The sequence below is a fragment of the Pseudomonas sp. GW822-FHT07A10 genome (assembly GCF_058798795.1).
Genome location: NZ_JBXAKV010000005.1, coordinates 83,404 through 104,391, shown reverse-complemented (window position 1 = coordinate 104,391; position 20,988 = coordinate 83,404). Strand labels below are relative to the sequence as shown.

Annotated in this window: 16 protein-coding genes; 14 read left to right on the top strand and 2 right to left on the bottom strand. The window is 60.6% G+C overall.

The window, feature by feature from the left end:
* Window positions 1-8 precede the first annotated feature (8 nt).
* Together AC1RL4_RS10685 and AC1RL4_RS10680 are read left to right on the top strand one after the other, a co-directional pair.
* Window positions 9-1,298, top strand: a complete 1,290-nt coding sequence (locus AC1RL4_RS10685) for a phenylacetate--CoA ligase family protein (protein ID WP_196808796.1) — start codon at window positions 9-11, stop codon at window positions 1,296-1,298.
* The gene (locus AC1RL4_RS10680) at window positions 1,298-2,260 is read left to right on the top strand and encodes a GNAT family N-acetyltransferase (RefSeq protein WP_096480129.1); all 963 of its coding nucleotides are present in this window, start codon (window positions 1,298-1,300) and stop codon (window positions 2,258-2,260) included. The genes AC1RL4_RS10685 and AC1RL4_RS10680 overlap by 1 nt, the downstream gene beginning before the upstream one ends.
* On the opposite strand, the gene AC1RL4_RS10675 is transcribed toward AC1RL4_RS10680, so the two are convergent.
* A complete protein-coding gene (locus AC1RL4_RS10675; protein ID WP_204123737.1) occupies window positions 2,249-3,175 on the bottom strand; it encodes a LysR family transcriptional regulator in 927 nt (308 codons plus the stop codon). The two genes, AC1RL4_RS10680 and AC1RL4_RS10675, sit on opposite strands and share 12 nt — an antisense overlap.
* Before the next feature lie 115 nt (window positions 3,176-3,290).
* On the opposite strand from AC1RL4_RS10675, the gene AC1RL4_RS10670 reads away from it, so the two are divergent.
* Window positions 3,291-4,286 carry an aldo/keto reductase gene (locus AC1RL4_RS10670; protein ID WP_230172589.1) on the top strand — a complete coding sequence of 332 codons (996 nt, stop codon included), beginning with the start codon at window positions 3,291-3,293 and terminating at the stop codon, window positions 4,284-4,286.
* 49 nt (window positions 4,287-4,335) lie between these two features.
* Here AC1RL4_RS10670 and AC1RL4_RS10665 read toward each other — a convergent pair whose 3' ends face one another.
* The gene (locus AC1RL4_RS10665) at window positions 4,336-4,869 is read right to left on the bottom strand and encodes a hypothetical protein (RefSeq protein ID WP_019579250.1); all 534 of its coding nucleotides are present in this window, start codon (window positions 4,867-4,869) and stop codon (window positions 4,336-4,338) included.
* 563 nt (window positions 4,870-5,432) lie between these two features.
* Between AC1RL4_RS10665 and AC1RL4_RS10660 the strand changes: the two genes are divergently transcribed.
* The 11 genes from AC1RL4_RS10660 to AC1RL4_RS10610 all read left to right on the top strand — a co-directional run bounded on the left by AC1RL4_RS10660 (window position 5,433) and on the right by AC1RL4_RS10610 (window position 20,932).
* Window positions 5,433-5,879: a DUF411 domain-containing protein gene (locus AC1RL4_RS10660; protein WP_230172587.1), complete on the top strand. Its 447-nt coding sequence runs from the start codon at window positions 5,433-5,435 to the stop codon at window positions 5,877-5,879.
* Window positions 5,879-6,325 carry a YqaA family protein gene (locus tag AC1RL4_RS10655; RefSeq protein WP_028940491.1) on the top strand — a complete coding sequence of 149 codons (447 nt, stop codon included), beginning with the start codon at window positions 5,879-5,881 and terminating at the stop codon, window positions 6,323-6,325. The genes AC1RL4_RS10660 and AC1RL4_RS10655 overlap by 1 nt, the downstream gene beginning before the upstream one ends.
* A gap of 36 nt (window positions 6,326-6,361) precedes the next feature.
* A complete protein-coding gene (locus tag AC1RL4_RS10650) occupies window positions 6,362-7,315 on the top strand; it encodes a D-2-hydroxyacid dehydrogenase family protein (protein WP_019579254.1) in 954 nt (317 codons plus the stop codon).
* A gap of 563 nt (window positions 7,316-7,878) precedes the next feature.
* On the top strand, window positions 7,879-9,465 hold the full coding sequence (glgA, locus tag AC1RL4_RS10645; protein WP_019579255.1) for a glycogen synthase GlgA: 1,587 nt from the start codon (window positions 7,879-7,881) through the stop codon (window positions 9,463-9,465).
* A gap of 13 nt (window positions 9,466-9,478) precedes the next feature.
* The gene (gene treZ, locus AC1RL4_RS10640; RefSeq protein ID WP_096480125.1) at window positions 9,479-11,275 is read left to right on the top strand and encodes a malto-oligosyltrehalose trehalohydrolase; all 1,797 of its coding nucleotides are present in this window, start codon (window positions 9,479-9,481) and stop codon (window positions 11,273-11,275) included.
* Window positions 11,272-13,350, top strand: coding sequence for a 4-alpha-glucanotransferase (malQ, locus tag AC1RL4_RS10635; RefSeq protein ID WP_096480124.1), 2,079 nt, complete (start codon window positions 11,272-11,274; stop codon window positions 13,348-13,350). The genes treZ and malQ overlap by 4 nt, the downstream gene beginning before the upstream one ends.
* Window positions 13,347-16,133 (top strand): malto-oligosyltrehalose synthase, encoded by a 2,787-nt coding sequence (locus tag AC1RL4_RS10630; RefSeq protein WP_230172586.1) that lies wholly within the window; start codon window positions 13,347-13,349, stop codon window positions 16,131-16,133. Before malQ ends, AC1RL4_RS10630 begins: the two co-directional genes overlap by 4 nt.
* A gap of 21 nt (window positions 16,134-16,154) precedes the next feature.
* Window positions 16,155-16,499 carry a DUF2934 domain-containing protein gene (locus AC1RL4_RS10625; protein WP_019579259.1) on the top strand — a complete coding sequence of 115 codons (345 nt, stop codon included), beginning with the start codon at window positions 16,155-16,157 and terminating at the stop codon, window positions 16,497-16,499.
* A gap of 93 nt (window positions 16,500-16,592) precedes the next feature.
* Window positions 16,593-18,749 carry a glycogen debranching protein GlgX gene (gene glgX / locus AC1RL4_RS10620; RefSeq protein WP_019579260.1) on the top strand — a complete coding sequence of 719 codons (2,157 nt, stop codon included), beginning with the start codon at window positions 16,593-16,595 and terminating at the stop codon, window positions 18,747-18,749.
* A 394-nt stretch (window positions 18,750-19,143) separates the two neighbouring features.
* Window positions 19,144-19,902: a PIG-L deacetylase family protein gene (locus AC1RL4_RS10615; protein ID WP_019579261.1), complete on the top strand. Its 759-nt coding sequence runs from the start codon at window positions 19,144-19,146 to the stop codon at window positions 19,900-19,902.
* A 229-nt stretch (window positions 19,903-20,131) separates the two neighbouring features.
* Window positions 20,132-20,932: an endonuclease/exonuclease/phosphatase family protein gene (locus AC1RL4_RS10610; RefSeq protein WP_019579262.1), complete on the top strand. Its 801-nt coding sequence runs from the start codon at window positions 20,132-20,134 to the stop codon at window positions 20,930-20,932.
* Window positions 20,933-20,988: the final 56 nt, after the last annotated feature.

Genomic DNA, 20,988 nt, shown 5'->3' with positions numbered 1-20,988 from the left:
AGAATGCCGTGAAGCCAACTTATTCGCTTGATCAACTTTTACCTTATATAAGACAACACTCCAACTTCTACCGTAAACATCTGGAGCACTTGCCCGCGAACAGGCTTACTTTAAAAGATCTGCCATTAACCAATGTGGCCGACTATTGGTCCGGTAGCAACGACTTGAGTCATTGGTCAGTCCTGACCGGAGATGTCGATGACGCACTGGTATTTAAAACCGGCGGTTCGACCAGCCTGGGCAAACTTGCAGTTTACTCCGCCGAGGAATGGCACACTTTGGTCAGCACGTTCGGCGCCAGCCTCTCAGCTCAACTGAACAACGGCGACCGGGTTGCCAACCTGTTTTTTTCAGGGGATCTCTACGCCAGCTTTCTGTTTATCCACGACTCCCTGGCTCATGTCGGGCGACCTATCTGTGAGTTTCCGTTTACCGGCAGCGTCGAGCTCGACGTACTGGCGGATGCCATCGCACGACATCGGATCAATGTTCTGGCCGGAGTGCCGGCACAGTTATTGCGATTCGCAGCTTACCTGGCGCAGCACCGGCTTGTGTTGTGCGGGGTCGAGACGCTGCTGTACGGCGGCGAAAGCCTGTTTACCGCGCAGTTGGCAATGCTCGCAGAAGTGTTCCCCAACGCACGCATCGCCTCTATTGGCTATGCCAGCGTAGACGCCGGACTCATTGGCGCCAGCGATCGCGACTGTGCATTGGGCGAGCATCGGGTATTCGAACCACAAACCCTGCTGGAAATCATCGATGAAGACACTGGTGAAGTGATTGAAGAATGCGATCGCATCGGGTTGTTGGTACTGACCAACCTTACACGCCAGCTCATGCCGCTGCTGCGTTACCCGGTGGGAGACCGTGCTTGTTGGCGTGAACCGACCGCAACCCCGATGCGTAAATTCGCCCTCAAGGGGCGCAGTGCCCATAGTCAACGTATACGAGTAGGTGTGTTGTCGCTGTTTACCGAAGAAATACACGAGATTGTTCAGCGTGCAGCACGCACTGAGCAATGGCAATTGCTGATCGAGCAGACCGGCCACAAAGATCTGTTGAGCGTGATGTGGGTGCCTGAACCTCACTTGCAAACCGTCGAACCGGATCGCCACGCACTGCGTGAGGCGCTGCTTGCCCACTACCCCGCCATCGTCGAGCTAAGCCGCGAGGGCCTGCTGGAGTTGCGGGTGCAGACCTGTGCAACCACCGATCTGAAGCTTCACCCTCGCTCGGGCAAACAACTCAGGGTGCTGGATTTGCGAGTGTATGACACTCCCTCGCTGGAGACTGTGTGATGACCCGGTTGATATTTCGCGCCTACCGCCCTTCTGACGCAGGTGCCGTGAGTCAACTGTTTCGAGAGGTCTACGGCGATCATTACGTTCAGCCGGATGTCTACCTGCCGAACATGATCAGTCAGCACCACGCCGCGGGGCGCTGGCAATCGATGCTGGCCGTGGACGACGCACGCGTTCTGGGGCATGCCGCATTGTGTTGCGACACGCTTTCGAATACCGCGGAACTGGCCCTAAGCGTGGTGCATCCCGCCGCACAGGGACAAAGTATCGCAACCCGCCTGGGCCGAGAGTTATTGAGGCAGTCAGGTTCTCTGGGGCTCACGAGCGTTTCGATCAAGCAAGTGACCCACCATCCCTACACTCAACGCATGGCAGAAAAAATCGGTTTTCACAGCACTGGATTGCTTCCCGACTATGTCCCTTCGCCATTCGCTGAACCACTCCCGGAAACCATCGTGATGGGGTGTCGCATGGTCGAAGGATGTGAGCACCCGCTCCCCGACATTCCCTGGCCCGAACGCTACCGGGCGCTCATGAAGCACCTGTGCTCGGTGTTCGGAACCCGGCAGGCTATAGCGTCGAGGTCAGAGATGCCTTTGCAAATAAAGCAACACCAGCATCGGTTCGATATTGTCATTCCGCGCTTGAACAGACACTTGCTCCAACAACTCTGGCAGCTGCCCAGGCAGTGGACGATCTGCGCCAGACTCGAACTGTCCCGGCACTTCACAAGAGACTTGCGAAGCTTTTCGGCGCTGGGCTTCGCCTTCACCGGCCTGATGCCCACGCCGGGTGGCAATGGCTGGTTCGCCCTGTTTCATCGGGGTGTCCAGTCTCGCCCCCTCAACCTGAACTGCCCGCACATGCAACAGTTGCATGACGATCTACAACACAACGCCAACGCCACGATAGGCCACCGCTGCGCCGACGTCCCCATCGGTGCCCGCTCAGCCGCGTGAGTCTTCTCTGTAAAAACCATTACCCGACTGAGCGCAAAGTTCCACCAGCCAGTCGACAAACACCCTAACCCGCCGGGACAACTGGCGGTGAGGAGGATAGAGCGCCGTCAGCGGCATACCCGGTGGCGGCACATCCCTCAGGACCTCGATCAACCGCCCCTCCTTCAATTGACGGGCAACGTGATAATACGGAGCCTGGACCAAGCCATACCCCGCCTCACACGCCGCCAGATAGCCATCGGAGCTGTTGACCGCGACGTGCTTGGGCAGGTCGATCAACCGCAACTGCCCATCGACGACAAACTCCAGTCCGTAGCGTTTGCCTGTGCTATTGGAAAAGTACTCCACCATCTGATGCCCCTTCAGATCCTCCAGACACCACGGAGTCCCGCAACGCTGCAAGTATTCGGGACTCGCACACGTGACCTGATCCAGTGTGGCCAGCGGTCGCGCCACCAGTGATTCGTCCAGGGCCGAGCCGCCCCGCAACACGCAATCGACACCTTCGCGGATCAGATCCACAGTCCGGTCATTCAAACCGATTTCCAGCTCGATCAAGGGATAGCGTGCAGTGAATTGCGGCAATGCCGGGATCACCATCAAACGCCCCACTCCCGCCGGCATATCCACTCGCAACAGGCCTTTGGGGTTGTGGCGAGCAGCGGAAAACACGGCTTCGGTTTCCTCCAGATCCGCCAGCAACTGCACGCAACGCGGGTAATAGGCTGCGCCATCGAGCGTCAGGCTGATTTGCCGGGTGGTGCGTTGCAGCAGTTGCACGCCCAGGTGGGCCTCAAGTTGCTTGATCAGAATGGTCACGGAGGCACGCGGTAATTGCAGGCTGTCCGCCGCCTTGGCGAAGCCGCCCAGTTCGACGATACGCGTGAATACACGCATGGCGTTTAAACGATCCATGGTCAGGACTCGATGATTATTTAGAAATTACGAACAGTGATAGCACTTTTAGCCGGTTTATCTTCGTTCTGTCGAGATCGACACTAAGCGCCTACATCCACAGGGAGTTCATTTCATGCAAACACGTCAACTGGGCAAGAACGGACCACAGGTGTCGGCCATCGGTCTGGGCTGCATGGGCATGACCGATTTCTACACCACCGGCGTAGACACCCGCGAAGCCACGGCAACGCTGCATCGCGCGCTGGAGTTGGGGATCAACCTGCTCGACACGGCGGACATGTACGGCCCACACACCAACGAAGATCTGATCGGCAAGGCGATTGTCGGCAAGCGCGACCAGGTGTTTCTGGCCAGCAAGTTCGGCATTGTCCGAGACCCGTCCAACCCTGGTGCACGGGGTGTCAACGGTCGCCCGGAATACATTCGCGCAGCGATCGACGGCACCCTGAAGCGCCTGGGCGTGGAAACCCTGGATTTGTATTACCAGCACCGCATCGATCCGCAGGTGGCCATCGAGGAAACCGTTGGCGCCATGGCCGAACTGGTGAAGGCCGGCAAGGTGCGTTACCTGGGATTGAGTGAGGCCTCGGTCGACACACTGGAGCGAGCGAACAAGGTTCATCCGATCAGCGCCCTGCAAAGTGAGTATTCGCTGTGGAGCCGCGATCAGGAAGATAACGGTTGCCTGGCCGCATGCCAGCGTCTGGGCGTGGCCTTCGTACCTTACAGCCCGTTGGGCCGGGGCTTTTTGACCGGGGCACTGAACAGCCCGGATGACTTCGCCGCCGACGACTACCGTCGCTTCAGCCCGCGTTTCCAAGGGGAAAACTTCGCCAAAAATCTGTTGCTGGTGCAGCAGGTACAAACGCTGGCCGCCGACAAAGGCGTGACAGCCGGCCAACTGGCCTTAGCCTGGGTTTTGGCTCAAGGGGATTACCTGATCCCGATTCCGGGCACCAAACAGCGTAAATACCTGGAGGAAAATGTGGCCGCGCTGGAGGTGAAACTGAGCCGCGAAGAGTTGCAGGCCCTGGAAGCGATATTCCCGGCCAATGCCACCGCTGGCTTGCGCTATCCGGAAGAGGTCATGAAGTTGCTCGACCGGTAGCCGTTGCCTGGCCCGCTCGACAGCTCGAGCGGGCCAATGCAGCCAAACGTCAGGCCCTGGACTTGACGCCCTTGTCATTGGGCGCCACCGTTGTTCCGTTGCCCTTGCCGTAAGTTTGCAGGTTCTGCAGTACGTAGATCGCCGTCTTGTATTCCGGGATCAAGCCAGCGGCGTACTTGTCACCCTTGATGCTGTTGCTCTGGATGGCGTCCAGTTGTGTGGCGAAATACTCCAGTGCATTGAACTTCGCATCCGGATCTTTCTGTACGCCAAACCGATCGAACTTGTCACCGGCATTCAATAAGGTCATCGAAGTAATATCGGAAATCAGTCCTTTGCTTCTCAAGAAGGCACTGAGATTGCCCAGTTGCTTGGCGGAGACATTTTCCGGATCGAAGCCCTTGATGTTCCGGTGCAGTTTCTGTTCATCCATTTTCGCCGTGTTCAGCGCATTAGGATTGTTTCCCACCATTGCCAGCATCTGCTTGACCCTGGCGCTATGGGTGACAGGCTTGCTGCTGCCCGCATCCCTGACCAGTAATCCTGCCTTGCTCGTCCAGCTACCTGTGTAACCGATTGTCATGACCGGGCTCCCGACTGCGTGACCGGATGACCATCATCCAAAACACACAGACGTCCTTGTGGGGCGACCATAAAAAGTTCCTTGTTTGACCGAGTTAGGTGCGGGCGAGTATCGACGCGCAAACTAGTGTCACCAACTAATATTTCCTCTTTTTAACAATTTTTATACATTTACGATACTTATCAAAAAACGCCTTTTTTCATTGACCCAGATGACCTTGCAAATAGAGCAGCGGACAACTAAAAACAACTTTATGTACGCGTTAGTTAGTTCGTTTTTATCAGCCTCGACACTTACCGCCTTACAGCGCCCGTCACCCAGCGCGTCAACGAACATGCGGATCGGTTCAAGGTGCGTTGACTGTTGCCTACTGAGCACCGGTTTTCGACGCTCAGGAGGCAAACCTGACAATTTTGTCATTGCGCGCTCATTCAGCTGACAGCATTGATCTGTGATGATCTGGCCAGCCGACCTTGTATAACTTAGAAACACTCGCGCAATGCCCAGTCGGATAAAAGAGTCAAAATGCATCTTTTTTGGCCGCAACCCGAGACGAGACTCCCATGCGAATCCACCTGCGTCTGGCCGCCCTGAGCGCCCTCTTCATCTCCTCCCTGGCCCAGGCCGCCGACCTGATCCCGATCGAAGTGCACCGCGACGCCAATTGCGGCTGCTGCAAAAAATGGGTCAGCCATCTGGAAGCCAACGGCTTCAAGGTCGAAGACCACGTCGAAGCCGACATGAGCCAGTTCAAGCAACAACACGGCGTGCCGCCTCGCCTGGCGTCGTGCCACACCGCCTTGATCAACGGCAAGTTCGTCGAAGGCCATGTGCCGGCCGATCAAGTGCTGGCCTTGAGCAAGCGCGACGATCTGTTGGGGGTTGCCGCACCCGGCATGCCGATGGGCTCGCCTGGGATGGAAATGGACGGCATGAGCGACGCCTACCAGGTGATCGGTCTGCAAAAGGATGGCACTGACGTCGTGGTGGCGGACTACCCCGCCCATTGATGTTCGGCGCCTACATCGGGTTGTTTCTCGCGGCGTTCGGCGCCGCGAGCCTGCTGCCCTTGCAGTCCGAAGCGGTGTTGGTGGGGCTGTTGCTCAGCGACCGGTATTGGCTCTGGTCGCTGTTGGCAGTGGCAACGCTGGGCAACGTGCTGGGATCGCTGCTGAACTGGTGGCTGGGGCGCGGCATCGAGCGGTTTCGCGAGCGGCGCTGGTTTCCGGTCAGCCCTCGTCATCTTCAACAAGCCCAAAAACACTATCAGCGCTACGGTCATTGGTCCTTGCTGCTGAGCTGGGTGCCGATCATCGGCGACCCGCTGACACTGGTGGCCGGCGTCATGCGCGAACCGCTGGGGCGTTTCCTGATGATCGTGACCCTCGCCAAGGGTGCCCGCTATGGCGTGTTGGCAATGGCCACACTAGGCTGGATGGGTTTCCCGACTGGCTGAACAAAACCAATCCCGTTCGTTGATGAGGTAAGGCTGATGGCGGTGCAGATTGCAGTGATCGATGACTGGCAGGACGTGGCGCGTGACGTGGTGGACTGGTCGGTGCTGGACAGCATCGGCCAGGTGAGTTTTATCCATGACTACCCGGCCGACAACGAAACCCTGGCCGAGCGCCTGGGCGCATTCGAGGTGATCTGCGTGATGCGCGAGCGCACCCGGTTCGACGAAGACCTGCTGCGCCGCTTGCCCACCCTCAAACTGTTGGTCACCGGCGGCATGCGCAACGCCGCCCTGGACCTGAAGGCCGCCGCCGCGCTGGGCATCCAGGTCTGCGGCACCGACAGCTACAAACATGCCGCGCCAGAACTGACCTGGGCACTGATCATGGCCGCGACCCGCAACCTGGTGGCCGAAGCCAACGCCTTGCGCGCGGGCCTTTGGCAGCAAGGCCTGGGCGGCGACTTGCAGGGCAAGACGCTGGCGATCCTCGGCCTGGGCAGCATCGGTCAACGGGTCGCCCAATTCGGCCAGGTGTTCGGCATGCGCGTCATTGCGTGGAGCGAAAACCTCACCAGTGAACGAGCGGCCGAAGTCGGCGTGACCTATGTCAGCAAGCAGGAACTGTTCGAACAGGCTGATGTGCTGTCGGTCCATCTGGTGCTCAGCGAGCGCAGTCGCGGGTTGGTGGACGCTCAGGCGCTGGACTGGATGAAGCCCACGGCATGGCTGGTCAATACCGCGCGCGGGCCGATTGTCGATGAAGCGGCGCTGATCAAGGCCCTGCAGAAACAACGCCTGGCGGGTGCTGCGCTGGATGTGTTCGAGCACGAGCCGTTGCCCCGCCATCATCCGTTCAGAACCCTGGACAATGTGCTGGCCACACCCCATGTCGGGTACGTCAGCCGACAGAACTATCAGCTGTTCTTTTCGCAGATGATCGAGGACATTCAGGCTTGGGCGGCCGGGGCGCCGATTCGGTTGTTGGGCTGAGACGGCGTTATCGTTCTTCGCGGGCAAGCCGCGCGCCCACATGTGAAATGCATTCCCCTGTGAGAGCGAGGCCTGCCCGCGAAGAGGCCCTCAAATCCCCCCCTAAATTCTGCGCACCGCAATGGTGCAATCCCTATTCCATCGTGCCCAACTATCGTGACCTCCCGGTCCCGATTTGACCCACCCCAAAAAACAAACCTGCCCTTCGTCGGTGCGTTTCCCCATAAAGCCCGTGTGTTTTGTACCCTCCTCCAACCGATTGTCGAACAATTTGTCCGGTTGACCACCCCGCTCTAGGTTCTGGCCTAGACTGTTTTCGGGGAATAAAACCGACTGGTCATTCGGTGAAATAAATAGAAACTTTTGGTGCTGGCTTCAGGTCAGCTGAAAGGTAGGGCACAGCGACTGGTGCATTCCTTGCAACAGCCACTTCACCCATTGAGCTTCAGCGCATGGGCAGCACTTGCTCACCGATGCGTAGCGCGTTTGCGCCCGGCCACAGGAATTGGCCAACACCGTTTGTGCCAGGCCTGGAATCAGATCAACAACACGGGGAGATGCATATGATCAGTACGGCGTTAGATGTTCAGGGAGAACGTGCTCTTCAGCAGGTCGGCGAAGCCAACACCGTGGGAGCCCTTACCGCCAAATCGGTCAGCGTCCCGGTCACCAAGGCGTTGGCACCGGTAGTCCGTCAGAATCCCAACAAGAAGAAAGTGTTGTTCGTTACCTCGGAGATTGCCGACCTGGTGAAGACCGGAGGCCTGGGCGACGTTTCCGCCGCGCTGCCGCGAGCGATGGCCCACCTGCACGATGTCCGGGTGTTGATCCCCGGTTACCCGCAAGTGCTGAACAGCGAAAATCCGATTCATATCATCGGTGAACTGGGCGGGCACGCCGCGCTGCCGCCCTGCAAGATCGGGCGCATGGACATGCCCGACGGCCTGGTCATTTACGTGTTGATCTGCCCTGAACTGTACGAGCGCGAAGGTTCACCCTACGGCGCCAACAATGGCCGTGACTGGCCAGACAACCATATTCGTTTCGCCCGCCTGGGCCTTGCGGCCGCCGATATCGCCGCCAACCTCGCACAAATTCACTGGTGCCCGGATCTGGTGCACGCCCACGATTGGCCCGCCGGCCTGGCCCCTGCCTATATGCACTGGCGTGGCCAACGCACCCCGACCCTATTCACCATCCACAACCTGGCGTACCAGGGCGTCACCAGCCTCGGTTCGTGCCCGGAACTCGGTATTCCCGTGCATGCCTTGCAGCAGGAAGGCATGGAGTTTTACGGCAAGATGTCGTTCCTCAAGGCCGGCATGGCCTACTCGAGTCACATCACCACCGTCAGCGCCACCTATGCCCAGGAAATCACCACGCCGGCCTTCGGCTGCGGTCTCGACGGTTTTCTCGCCGCCAAGACCCAGCAAGGTCTGCTCAGCGGGATTCCCAATGGCATCGATGAAAGCTGGGACGCCGCCACCGATCCGCACCTGTTCTGCCCGTTCGGCATCGGCGACTGGGACGGTAAAGCAGTCAACGCGGCGCACGTTCGCCGGTTGTTCGGCCTGGATGATTCCGAAGGCCCGCTGTTCGCCGTGGTCTCGCGACTTGTCTACCAGAAAGGCCTGGACCTGACCGAAGCGGTGGCCGAATACATTGTCGCCAACGGCGGGCAGATCGCGATTATCGGCCGTGGCGAACCGGAAGAAGAACAAGCCATGCGTGAGCTGGCGTTGCGCTTCCCCGGGCAAATCGGCGTGCACATCGGCTTCAATGAAACCGACGCCCGCCGGATGTTTGCCGGCAGTGATTTCCTGCTGATGCCTTCGCGTTACGAACCTTGCGGCCTGAGCCAGATGTATGCCCAGCGCTTCGGTTCATTGCCGGTGGCGCGCAATACCGGCGGCCTGGCCGACACCATTGAAAACGGCGTGACCGGTTTTCTTTTCGACGAATCCACCGTGGAGAGCTATCGCGAAGCCCTGAGCCGCGCGTTCAAGGTGTTCGCCTTCCCCGGCCTGCTCAACGCCATGCGTTGCCGGGCCATGGCGGCGCCTTTCAACTGGTGCAAGGCGGTCGAACCCTACGCCGAACTCTACGAACAACTGGTGGCTAAAGCGCTGGGTAAATCGGGCAAACAGTAAGAGGTTTTCAACGATGCCGTTACGGACTCTTGAAACCTGGCCCCACGGCGCAATCATGCTGGACGCTGAACACACGCGTTTTGCCTTGTGGGCGCCAGATGCGTTTTACGTCAGTCTTGAACTGGAAAACGGACAATCCCTGCCACTGCTGCCTCAGGCCGACGGCTGGTTTGTGATCAAGACCCGCTGTCCCGCGGGGACCCTCTACCGCTACAACATCGATGGTGAGCTGGACGTACCGGACCCGGCTTCCCGCGCCCAGGCGGGCGATATCGGCGCCCCCAGTGTGGTGGTCGATCCCCTCGCCTATCGCTGGCAACACAGTGCCTGGCTAGGTCGGCCATGGAACGAGGCGGTGATCTACGAACTGCATGTTGGTGCGCTCGGCGGTTTCAGCGAGGTCGAGCAGCATCTGGCGCGCTTGGTCGAGTTGGGGATTACCGCCATCGAACTGATGCCGTTGGCGCAGTTTCCCGGCGAGCGCAATTGGGGCTATGACGGGGTTCTGCCTTACGCACCGCAGGCCTCCTACGGTTCGCCCGAACAACTCAAACACCTGATCGACACGGCCCACGGCTATGGCCTGGCGGTGATTCTCGACGTGGTCTACAACCACTTCGGCCCGGACGGCAATTACCTGCATCGCTATGCCAAAGGCTTTTTCCGCGAAGACCAACACACCCCGTGGGGCGCAGCCATCGACTTCCGCCGGCGCGAGGTGCGTGACTTCTTTATCGACAACGCGTTGATGTGGTTGCTGGAGTACCGTTTCGACGGCCTGCGCCTGGATGCCGTGCACGCCATCGAAGACCCGGACTTCCTTCAAGAGCTGGCGCAACGGGTTCGCCGGCAAATCGACCCAGCGCGGCATGTGTGGCTGATGGCGGAAAACGAGCACAACCAGGCCAGCCTATTGGAGCAAGGTTTCGATGCGCAGTGGAACGACGATGGCCATAACGCCCTGCACGTGTTGCTCACCGGTGAAACCGACGCCTATTACGCCGACTATGCCCAAAACCCCACCGAACAACTCGCCCGTTGCCTGAGCCAGGGCTTCGTGTTTCAAGGCCATATCACCCGCCACGGTACGCCGCGCGGTGAGCCGAGCGGTCACTTGCCGCCGACGGCCTTCGTGCTGTTCCTGCAGAACCACGACCAGATCGGCAACCGCGCCTTTGGCGAGCGCCTGCATCAACTGGCCCGGCCTGAGGCCCTCAACGCCGCCACCGTGTTACTGCTGTTGTCGCCGATGATTCCGCTGATGTTCATGGGCGATGAGTTCGCCGCCGAACAACCGTTCCTGTTCTTCACCAGCCACCATGGTGAGCTGGCGGAGTTGGTGCGCGAAGGTCGACGCAATGAATTCGCAGCCTTCAGCGCCTTTGCCGACCCGCACAAACGCGAGCAGATTCCCGACCCGAACGCGATGCAGACTTTCGAAGCGTCGCGGCCGAAGCTGACCGCCACCCGGCAACCGGCCATTCATGAGCTGTATCGTCGGCTGCTGCAAATCCGCCATCAACACATCATCCCGCAGCTGCCCGGCGCTCACGCGCTGGGTGCGCAGGTACTGGCCGAAGGCGCGGTGACGGCCCGCTGGCGGTTGGGCGATGGCAGTCAGCTGCGCATTGACCTGAACCTCAGCGACGCACCCGTGGTCCACTCCCCACAGGCCGACGCGACACTGCTGTTCGAATACCCGCCGCACTCGGCCGGTCTGTTGGATCAGGGCACCCTTGCCCCGTATTGCGCGCTCGTCAGCCTCACAGCCGCAGCCCCTTTGCTACCCCCGGATGGAGAGCGACCATGAGCGATGCGCAACTGGAAATACTGGCCAGTCAAGCCGGCCTGGCCGTCGACTGGATCGACGCCAACGGCCGGCCACAAAAAGTCACGCCGGCGGTGCTGCGTTCAGTGCTGGCCGGGCTTGGCCATCCCGCCAGCACCGCCCAGGAAATCGACGCCAGCCTGCTGCAACTGCAGGAGGTGCAACAAACCCGGCACCTGCCGCCGCTGCTGACCTGCGACGTTGGCGTCGGTCTTGATCTGGCCCACTACTTCGCACCGCAAACCCCGTGTGAGATCCATCTTGAAGACGGCTCGCGGCTCAACCTCAAGCTCGATGACAACGCTGTGTTGCCCGGTTTGGTGCCGGTGGGTTATCAGCACGTCAGCATCGACGATCAATCGTTCACCCTGGCGGTGGCGCCCGAGCGCTGCTACAGCGTCGGCGACGCCGTTGACAGTCAAACCCCGCGCGCCTGGGGCCTGAGCGTGCAGTTATATTCGCTGCGCCGCCCCGGCGATGGCGGTTTCGGCGACACCCAGGCCCTCGAAGATCTGGCCCGGGTGGCCGGCGAACGGGGCGCCGAAGCGTTGGCGATCAGCCCGCTGCATGCGATGTTCAGCGGCGACACCCAGCGTTACAGCCCTTACTCGCCGTCCAGCCGTTTGTTCCTCAATAGCCTGTACGCGGCGCCCGGTGCGATTCTCGGTGAGCGTGCCCTGCGCACCGCGATCGACGCCACCGACCTTGCCGCCGAACTCAAGCACCTCGAGGCATTGCCGCTGATCGACTGGCCCACCGCCGCCGAGGCCAAACATCGCTTACTGGAAGCCTTGTACGAAGGATTCACCCACGGCGCACACCCCTTGCATGCCGACTTCAGCAGCTTCCGTCACGCCGGTGGCGAAGCGCTGGAGAATCATTGCCGTTTCGAAGCGATCCAGGAAACCCGTGCAAGGCGCGGTGAAAGCCTCGACTGGCGCGAGTGGCCCGAACAATGGCGTAACCCGCGCAGCGCCGCTCTGGCGCAATTTGCCGAAGAAAACTCGGCCCGCATCGGCTATTACGCGTTCTGCCAATGGCTGATTGCGCGCAGCCTGGAGCGCGCACAAACCGCCGCCCGTGGTGCCGGCATGGGCATCGGCCTGATCGCCGACCTGGCGGTGGGCGCTGACGGCGGCGGCAGCCAGGCCTGGAGTCGCCAGGACGAATTACTCGCCTCGCTGACCGTGGGTGCGCCACCCGACATCCTCAACCGCACCGGCCAGGGCTGGGGGATTTCCGCGTTTTCCCCCGAAGGTCTGGTGCGTAACGGCTTTCGCGCGTTCATCGAAATGCTGCGGGCCAATTTCGCCCATGCCGGCGGCCTGCGCATCGATCACGTCATGGGCCTGCAACGGCTGTGGGTGATCCCTAAAGACGCACCGCCCAGCGACGGAGCGTACCTTTATTATCCGGTGGATGATCTGCTGCGCCTTCTGACCCTCGAATCCCATCGGCATCAGGCCATCGTCCTCGGTGAAGACCTCGGCACCGTGCCTGATGGCCTGCGCGAAAAACTCATCGCGCGCTCGATCCTCGGCATGCGCGTGCTGTTGTTCGAACAGGACAACACGCACTTCAAACCGATTCTCGACTGGCCGGACAACGCCCTGGCCACCACCAGCACCCACGACCTGCCGACGCTCAATGGCTGGTGGCATGGCCGCGATATCGATTGGAGCGCACGCCTGGGCCTGGTCGACGCCACGGGTGAAATCGAATGGCGTCAACATCGCGAACGCGAGCGTGAAGGCTTGCGCCGGGTGCTGAGCCAGGACCCGCAGAACTTTCGCGAAGAGCACCATGAAACCGATCAGGTGCTCGACGCCGCCATCCGGTTCCTCGGGCATACCCGCGCGCCGCTGGTGTTGTTGCCGCTGGAAGATGCCCTGGGTATCGAACAGCAAGCCAATCTGCCCGGCACCACCGACACCCACCCCAATTGGTCCCGCCGATTGCCCGGCGACAGCGAAAGCCTGCTCGATGATCCGGACGCCGCCCGCCGCCTGGAACTGCTCGCCTGTGCGCGACTTCAGGCGGCCGAGCGTGACCAATGAATCAACCGCTCAGCCAGCCGCTGCGGGCGACCCTGCGGCTGCAATTTCATAAAGGCTTCACCCTGGATCAAGCGGTGCCGCTGGTGCCGTATTTTTCCAGCCTGGGCATCAGTCATCTCTATGCCTCGCCGCTGCTCGCCGCCCGCGCCGGCTCCATGCACGGCTACGATGTGGTAGACCCGACCACGGTCAACCCTGAACTGGGCGGCGAAGCGGCGTTACGCCGTTTGGTCGCTGCGTTGCGCGAACAGCACATGGGGCTGATCCTCGATATCGTTTCCAACCACATGGCCGTCGGCGGGGGCGACAATCCCTGGTGGCTCGACTTGCTGGAATGGGGACGACTGAGCCCTTACGGCGAGTTCTTCGACATTCAATGGCACTCGCCCGATCCGTTGATGGAAGGCCAGTTGCTGCTGCCTTTTCTGGGCAGCGACTACGGCATCGCCTTGCAGGACGGCACCCTGCCCTTGCGTTTCGATACCCGGCGCGGCGCCTTTCATGCCGAGCACTATGAACACCACTTCCCGATATGCCCCACCGACTACGGCGAACTGCTCAAGGCCGATGACCGATTGAATGCCGAGCAGGCTGAACGGCTCAAATCCTTGGCAGATCGCTTCGACACCTTGAGTTATCAGTCCGACGTGTACAGCCTGGCGATTCCACTGAAAGCCGAGCTACGGGAACTGGCCAGTGATCCGGCCATTCTGCACGCCATCCAGCACACCCTCGACACTTACGACTCGCTCACTCCCGACGGTTTCCAGCGCCTGCATAACCTGCTGGAGCAACAGAGTTATCGCCTGGCCAGTTGGCGCACCGCGGCGGACGACATCAACTGGCGGCGCTTTTTCGATATCAATGAACTGGGAGGCCTGCGCGTCGAGCGGCCGGCGGTGTTCGAAGCGACCCATGCAAAAATCTTCGAGCTGGTGGCCGAAGGTCTGGTCGACGGACTGCGCATCGACCACATCGACGGCCTCGCCGACCCGCGGGGCTACTGTCGCAAACTGCGACGTCGAGTCGATCGACTGGCACCCGGCCGACACCTGCCGATCTACGTCGAAAAGATCCTCGGCGAAGGCGAAACCCTGCACCGCGACTGGTGCGTCGATGGCAGTACCGGTTACGAATTCATGAACCAGTTGTCGCTGCTGCAACACGCCCCCGAAGGCGCCCAGACTTTGGGCGAACTCTGGAGCCGGCACAGCGAACGGCCCGCCGATTTCCGCCAGGAAGCACAACTGGCGCGCCAGCAGATTCTCAACGGCTCCCTCGCCGGGGATTTCGAAAGTGTTGCCCACGCCCTGTTGCAGGTGGCCCGGGACGACCTGATGACCCGGGACCTGACCCTCGGCGCGATCCGACGGGCCTTGCAGGAACTGATCGTGCACTTCCCGGTGTACCGCACTTACATCAGCCCGTTGGGTCGCGCGGCCCAGGATGAGGTGTTTTTCCAGCAGGCCATGGCCGGTGCCAGGCAAACCCTTGGCGAGGCCGACTGGCCGGTGCTCGATTGCCTGGCCGGCTGGCTCGGTGGCCAACCCTGGCGCAAGCGCCCGGTGGGCCGTCCACGTAAACTGCTCAAGCATGCGTGCGTGCGCTTCCAGCAACTGACCTCACCGACGGCGGCCAAAGCGGTGGAAGACACCGCGCTTTATCGCTCGGCGGTGCTGCTGTCGCGCAACGATGTCGGCTACAACACCGAGCAGTTCAGCGCCCCGGTTGCCGACTTCCATGCCGCCTGCGCCAATCGCCTCGCCGAGTTCCCCGACAACCTGCTGGCCACTGCGACCCACGACCACAAACGCGGTGAAGACACCCGCGCGCGGCTGGCGGTGTTGAGCGAGCGCAGCGCCTGGTACGCCGAACAGGTCGAGCACTGGCGAACCCTCGCGGGCGAACTGCGCAGCGACCCCGGCGCGCCCTCGGCGGGCGACGAGCTGATTCTCTATCAAGCAATCCTCGGCAGTTGGCCACTGGAATTGTGTAGCGACGATCAACCTGCGCTCGAGGACTACGCCAAACGCCTCTGGCAGTGGCAACGCAAAGCCCTGCGCGAAGCCAAGTTGCAAAGCAGCTGGAGCGCGTCAAACGAGGTATATGAACAGGCGACCCACGGGTTTCTCGAACGCCTGCTGCTGAGCCACGAAGGTCAGCCATTGCGCGCGGCCATCGAGGCAGCCGCTCAACGCATTGCCGTCCCGGGTGCACTGAATGGATTGGCGCAAACCTTGCTGCGAATGACCGTGCCGGGAGTGCCGGATCTCTATCAGGGCAACGAGTTCTGGGACTTCACCCTGGTCGATCCGGATAACCGCCGGCCGGTGGATTACGTCAGCCGTCAGCAGGCCATGCACCTACCGCTTGACCTGCCCGCTCTGTTGGCGAACTGGCGTAACGGGCGCATCAAGCAAACCTTGATCGCCCGGGCGTTAAACCGACGTGCCGAGCATGCCGAACTGTTTCAAAAAGGCACTTATCAAGCCCTTGAAGTGATTGGCAGCCAGGCTCACCGGGTACTGGCGTTTGCTCGAGAATGGCAGGGAAAACGGGCCATCGTGGCCGTACCGATACGTTGTGCCGGACTGCTGGAAAACAGTGCCGCCCCCCAGATTGACGCGTCGCTGTGGGGCGATACCCGAATCAAATTGCCGTTCACGGCCACCGAAGAAAATCTGAAGGGACTTTTTACCAGCGTCGCAGTCACAAAACACAAGGAGCTGATGGTCGGCGCCGCGCTGGGGGATTTCCCGGTCAATCTCTTTACCCAAACTTGAGTTCAGTTCAGGAGCATTGCGATGAGTACCGACGAAAAACGCATTCGCGAATTTGCCTATCAAATCTGGGAATCCGAAGGAAAGCCCGAGGGTCAGGAAGCCCGTCATTGGGAGATGGCCTGCAAATTGGCCGAGGCCGAAGCCCTGGCGCCCGGCAAACCAGCCAAAGCCAGCGGCGGCAAAACCGCAAGCGCCAAGCCCGCGGCCGGCAAACCCGACGGCAAGCTGGTCAATGGCAAGGGCCTCGAAACCAAACCCCGCGCCAAGCCCAAAGCCAAACCCGCTGCTGCTTCGGCAGTGATCCCGCCGGGCGAAAAAACCACAGTGAAAAAGCCGCGCACCGCGCGTAAACCACCCGAGGTCTGACGCTTCACTGTCTTGTCCTGATTGACTTCGTGGCGAGTCCGCTCGCCACCGAGAGCGCATTCGCCCTCGAAAAAAAACGTTGCAGGAGCAGCTATGACCAGTCCAAAGAAAACCGCGCCCGAACCTCACGAGGCCTCGCGAATCCGAGAAGGCTTGCCCTTCCCGCTAGGTGCGACCTGGGATGGCCTGGGGGTCAATTTCGCGCTGTTTTCGGCTAACGCGACCAAGGTCGAACTGTGCATCTTCGACGATGCCGGCGAGGTGGAACTGGAGCGTATCGAGCTGCCGGAATACACCGACGAGATCTACCACGGCTACTTGCCCGACGCCCATCCGGGGCTGATTTACGGCTATCGCGTGTACGGGCCGTACGACCCGGCCAACGGTCATCGCTTCAACCCGAACAAATTGCTGATCGACCCCTACGCCAAACAGTTGGTCGGCCAATTGAAATGGTCCGAAGCGTTGTTCGGCTTCACCATCGGCCACCCCGACGCCGACCTCAGTTTCGATGAGCGGGACAGCGCGCCCTTCGTGCCCAAGTGCAAAGTGATCGACCCGGCCCACACCTGGGGCCATGACCATCGGGTCAGCGTGCCATGGGACAAGACGATCATTTATGAGACTCACGTACGCGGTTTCAGCATGCTTCACCCCGCCGTTCCCGAGAATCTGCGTGGCACCTTCGCCGGGTTGATGGTCGATGACGTGCTGGAACACATCCGCAAGCTCGGCGTATCGACTGTGGAGTTGCTGCCGATCCATGCCTTCGTCAACGACCAGCATCTGCTGCACAAAGGCATGACCAATTACTGGGGTTACAACAGCATCGCGTTCTTTGCCCCGGACCCGCGCTACCTGGCCAGCGGCAAGATCGCCGAGTTCAAGGAGATGGTCGCGCACCTGCACGAGGCCAATCTGGAAGTGATTCTCGACGTGGTCTACAACCACACCGCAGAGGGCAACGAACAAGGCCCGACCCTGTCCATGCGCGGCATCGACAACGCCTCTTACTACCGTTTGAGGCCCGACGACAAACGCTACTACATCAACGATTCCGGCACCGGCAACACCCTGGACCTGAGCCACCCGTGCGTGCTGCAAATGGTCACTGACTCGCTGCGTTACTGGGCCACGGAAATGCACGTGGACGGTTTCCGTTTCGATCTGGCAACCATCCTCGGCCGCTACCATGACGGCTTCGACGAACGGCACAGCTTCCTTGTTGCCTGTCGTCAGGACCCGGTGCTGCGTCAGGTGAAATTGATTTCCGAATCCTGGGACTGTGGCCCCGGCGGTTATCAGGTCGGGAACTTCCCGCCGGGCTGGGTCGAATGGAACGACAAATTTCGCGACACCGTGCGCGCGTTCTGGAAAGGTGACGACGGCCAGCTCGCCGACTTCGCCAGCCGCATGACCGCCTCCGGAGAGATGTTCAACCAGCGCGGCCGTCGACCGTATGCCTCGCTGAACTTCGTCACCGCCCATGACGGCTTCACCCTCAACGATCTGGTGTCGTACAACGACAAGCACAACGAGGCCAACGACGAGAACAATCAGGACGGCAGCAACAACAACCTGTCGTGGAACCACGGCGTCGAAGGCCCCACCGACGATCCCGAGATCAATGCCCTGCGCCTGCGGCAGATGCGCAACTTCTTCGCCACGTTGCTGCTGTCCCAGGGTACGCCGATGCTGGTGGCCGGCGACGAGTTCGCCCGCACCCAGAAAGGCAACAACAATGCCTATTGCCAGGACAGCGAGATCGGTTGGGTCAATTGGGACCTGAGCGAAGATGGCAAGGCGCTGCTCAAGTTCGTCAAACGCCTGATCAAGTTGCGCCTGGCCTATCCGATCCTGCGGCGCGGGCGCTTCCTGGTGGGTAATTACAACGAGGACATCGGGGTCAAGGACGTGACCTGGCTGGCCCCGGACGGCAGCGAAATGTCCAATGAGCAATGGGAAGAAGGCCACGGTCGCTGCATGGGCATACTGCTCGATGGCCGCGCCCAGGAAACCGGCATTCGCCGCAAGGGTGCCGACGCAACCCTGCTGCTGGTGGTCAACGCGCACCATGACATCGTCAACTTCCTGCTGCCGGAAGTGCCTGACGGCGGTTTCTGGACCTGCATGATCGATACCAATCAACCGTCGATTCGGGGCCAGGAACGTTTTGAGTTTGGTCGCCAATACTCGGTTACTGGCCGTTCGCTGCTGTTGTTTGAACTGCAGCATGAGGAAGAAGAGTGAAAGTGATCGCCATAACATCTGTAGCAGCTGCCGAGCCTGCGAGGCTGCGTTCGGCTGCGAAGCAGTCGTGAAGTCAAACGATGCGATCTTGCAGATATACCGTGCACTCAGGTTTTACGGCGGCTGCGCAGCCGAACGCAGGCTCGGCAGCTGCTACCAAGGGACGGTTTCGGTGACTTTTTGCGAACCCCGACACAGCCAGGGTTAAAAAAACGGCATCAGACCAAAGGCTGAGGCGACGAATAGCGTTTCATGGGCAATACTCTGACCGCGGCAATCCAGGGTTCGGAGCGCCGCACATTGCTATCTACCCGCCTTCACGGGTCTGCCAGGCTTGCGTCCTTGCAAGCATTGCGCACGACTGAGGGCCAGACAGAACAAGGATGTAGCGCCTATGAAACCGGTTTCCATCAGCGAAAACAGCTTGTCTGCGCAGATCTGGAACAGCGCCCCACAACTGGACAACATCCCCGTCATCAACACCGAAACACTGGTCCCGACTGGAGCTCGCGCGGTGGTGATCGCCCCGCATCCCGGCGATGAAGTGGTGACTTGCGGCGGCCTGCTGCAACTGTTGTGCTCCCTTGGTCATCCTCTGCAACTGATCTCGATTACCGATGGCAGCGCCAGCCATCCGGGGTCGCGACAGTGGTCGGAAAAACGCCTGAGCGTGTTCCGCCCCCAGGAAAGTGTCGAAGCCTTGCGCCGGCTAGGCTTGCCGATGCACAGCCTGAAGTGGATTCGCGGCGGCTTCACCGACAACGCTCTGGACGAGCGGGAGTCAGAATTGACCCAATTCATCGTCCGCTACCTGCGCCCCGGCGATGTGGTGTTCACCACCTGGCGCGAAGACGGCAACGTCGACCACGACGCTGTCGGCCGGGCCAGCGCCAGGGCCGCCGCCCTGGTCGGGGCGACGCTCAACGAAATACCGGTCTGGGCCTGGCACTGGCCGATGCGCGACCACGGGCAACTTCCTTGGCATCGCGCGCGCAAGCTACGCCTCGACACCTGGACTGTCGCGCGCAAAAGCCACGCCACCTATGCCTACGCCAGCCAGCTCGACGGCGAACCGGCGATCGGCATCGCCCCGCTGCTGCCGCGAGTGATTCTGGAACGCATGCGGTTGCCGTATGAAATTGTGTTTGTCTGAATGACTCGAAGAATGTTTTCTGTGGCGAGGGGGCTTTTGTGGCGAGGGGGCTTGCCCCCGTTCGGCTGCGAAGCAGTCGCAAAGCTTTTGGGGCCGCTTCGCGACCCAACGGGGGCAAGCCCCCTCGCCACAGTAGCCCGCTCCCACATGGATTGGCGTAGCTCAAACTGAACTGCTCGCCCACGCATCAGTCGCATACATACAGCAGCCCTGATTCAGAGGAGTGAACGTGACCCACGATGCCGAACGCCAAGCCGTCGAATCAGTGCCATCGAACACGCCCCCGGCGATTCGCCGACTCAGAGTACTGACGGTCAATACTCACAAGGGTTTCACCGCCCTCAACCGACGCTTCATCCTCCCGGAACTGCGCGAAGCGGTACGCAGTACGTCGGCGGACCTGGTGTTTTTGCAGGAAGTGGTCGGTGAGCACGACCGCCATTCTTCCCGTTACAACGACTGGCCACCGACCTCGCAGTACGAATTCCTGGCCGACAGTATGTGGAGCGATTTCGCTTACGGTCGCAACGCGGTCTACCCCGACGGCCATCACGGCAATGCCCTGCTGTCGAAATACCCGATCCGCGAATTTCGCAACCTCGATGTCTCGATCACCGGCCCCGAGCGGCGCGGTTTGCTGCACTGTGTGCTGGATGTGCCGGGCCATGCTGAAGTGCATGCCATTTGCGTGCACCTGAGCCTGTTGGAAAGCCATCGACAACTCCAGCTGCAGTTGCTCTGCCTGTTACTCGAATCGTTGCCAGACGACGCCCCGGTAATCATTGCCGGCGACTTCAACGACTGGCAGTTGCAAGGCAATGCCACCCTCGCCCAACGCGACTACCTGCATGAAGCATTCGAACGCCACCACGGCCGCCCAGCGAAAACGTACCCGGCACGGTTTCCCCTGTTGCGCCTGGACCGCATCTACCTGCGCAATGCCAGCAGCCATGAGCCACGCATACTCGGCTACAAGCCCTGGACGCACCTGTCGGACCATTTGCCGCTGGCGGTGGAGGTGCGCCTGTAAGACCGTCAAGCGACAGGCGCCAAGAACTGCTGCCTGAAGCAGAAAAAATGACAGTA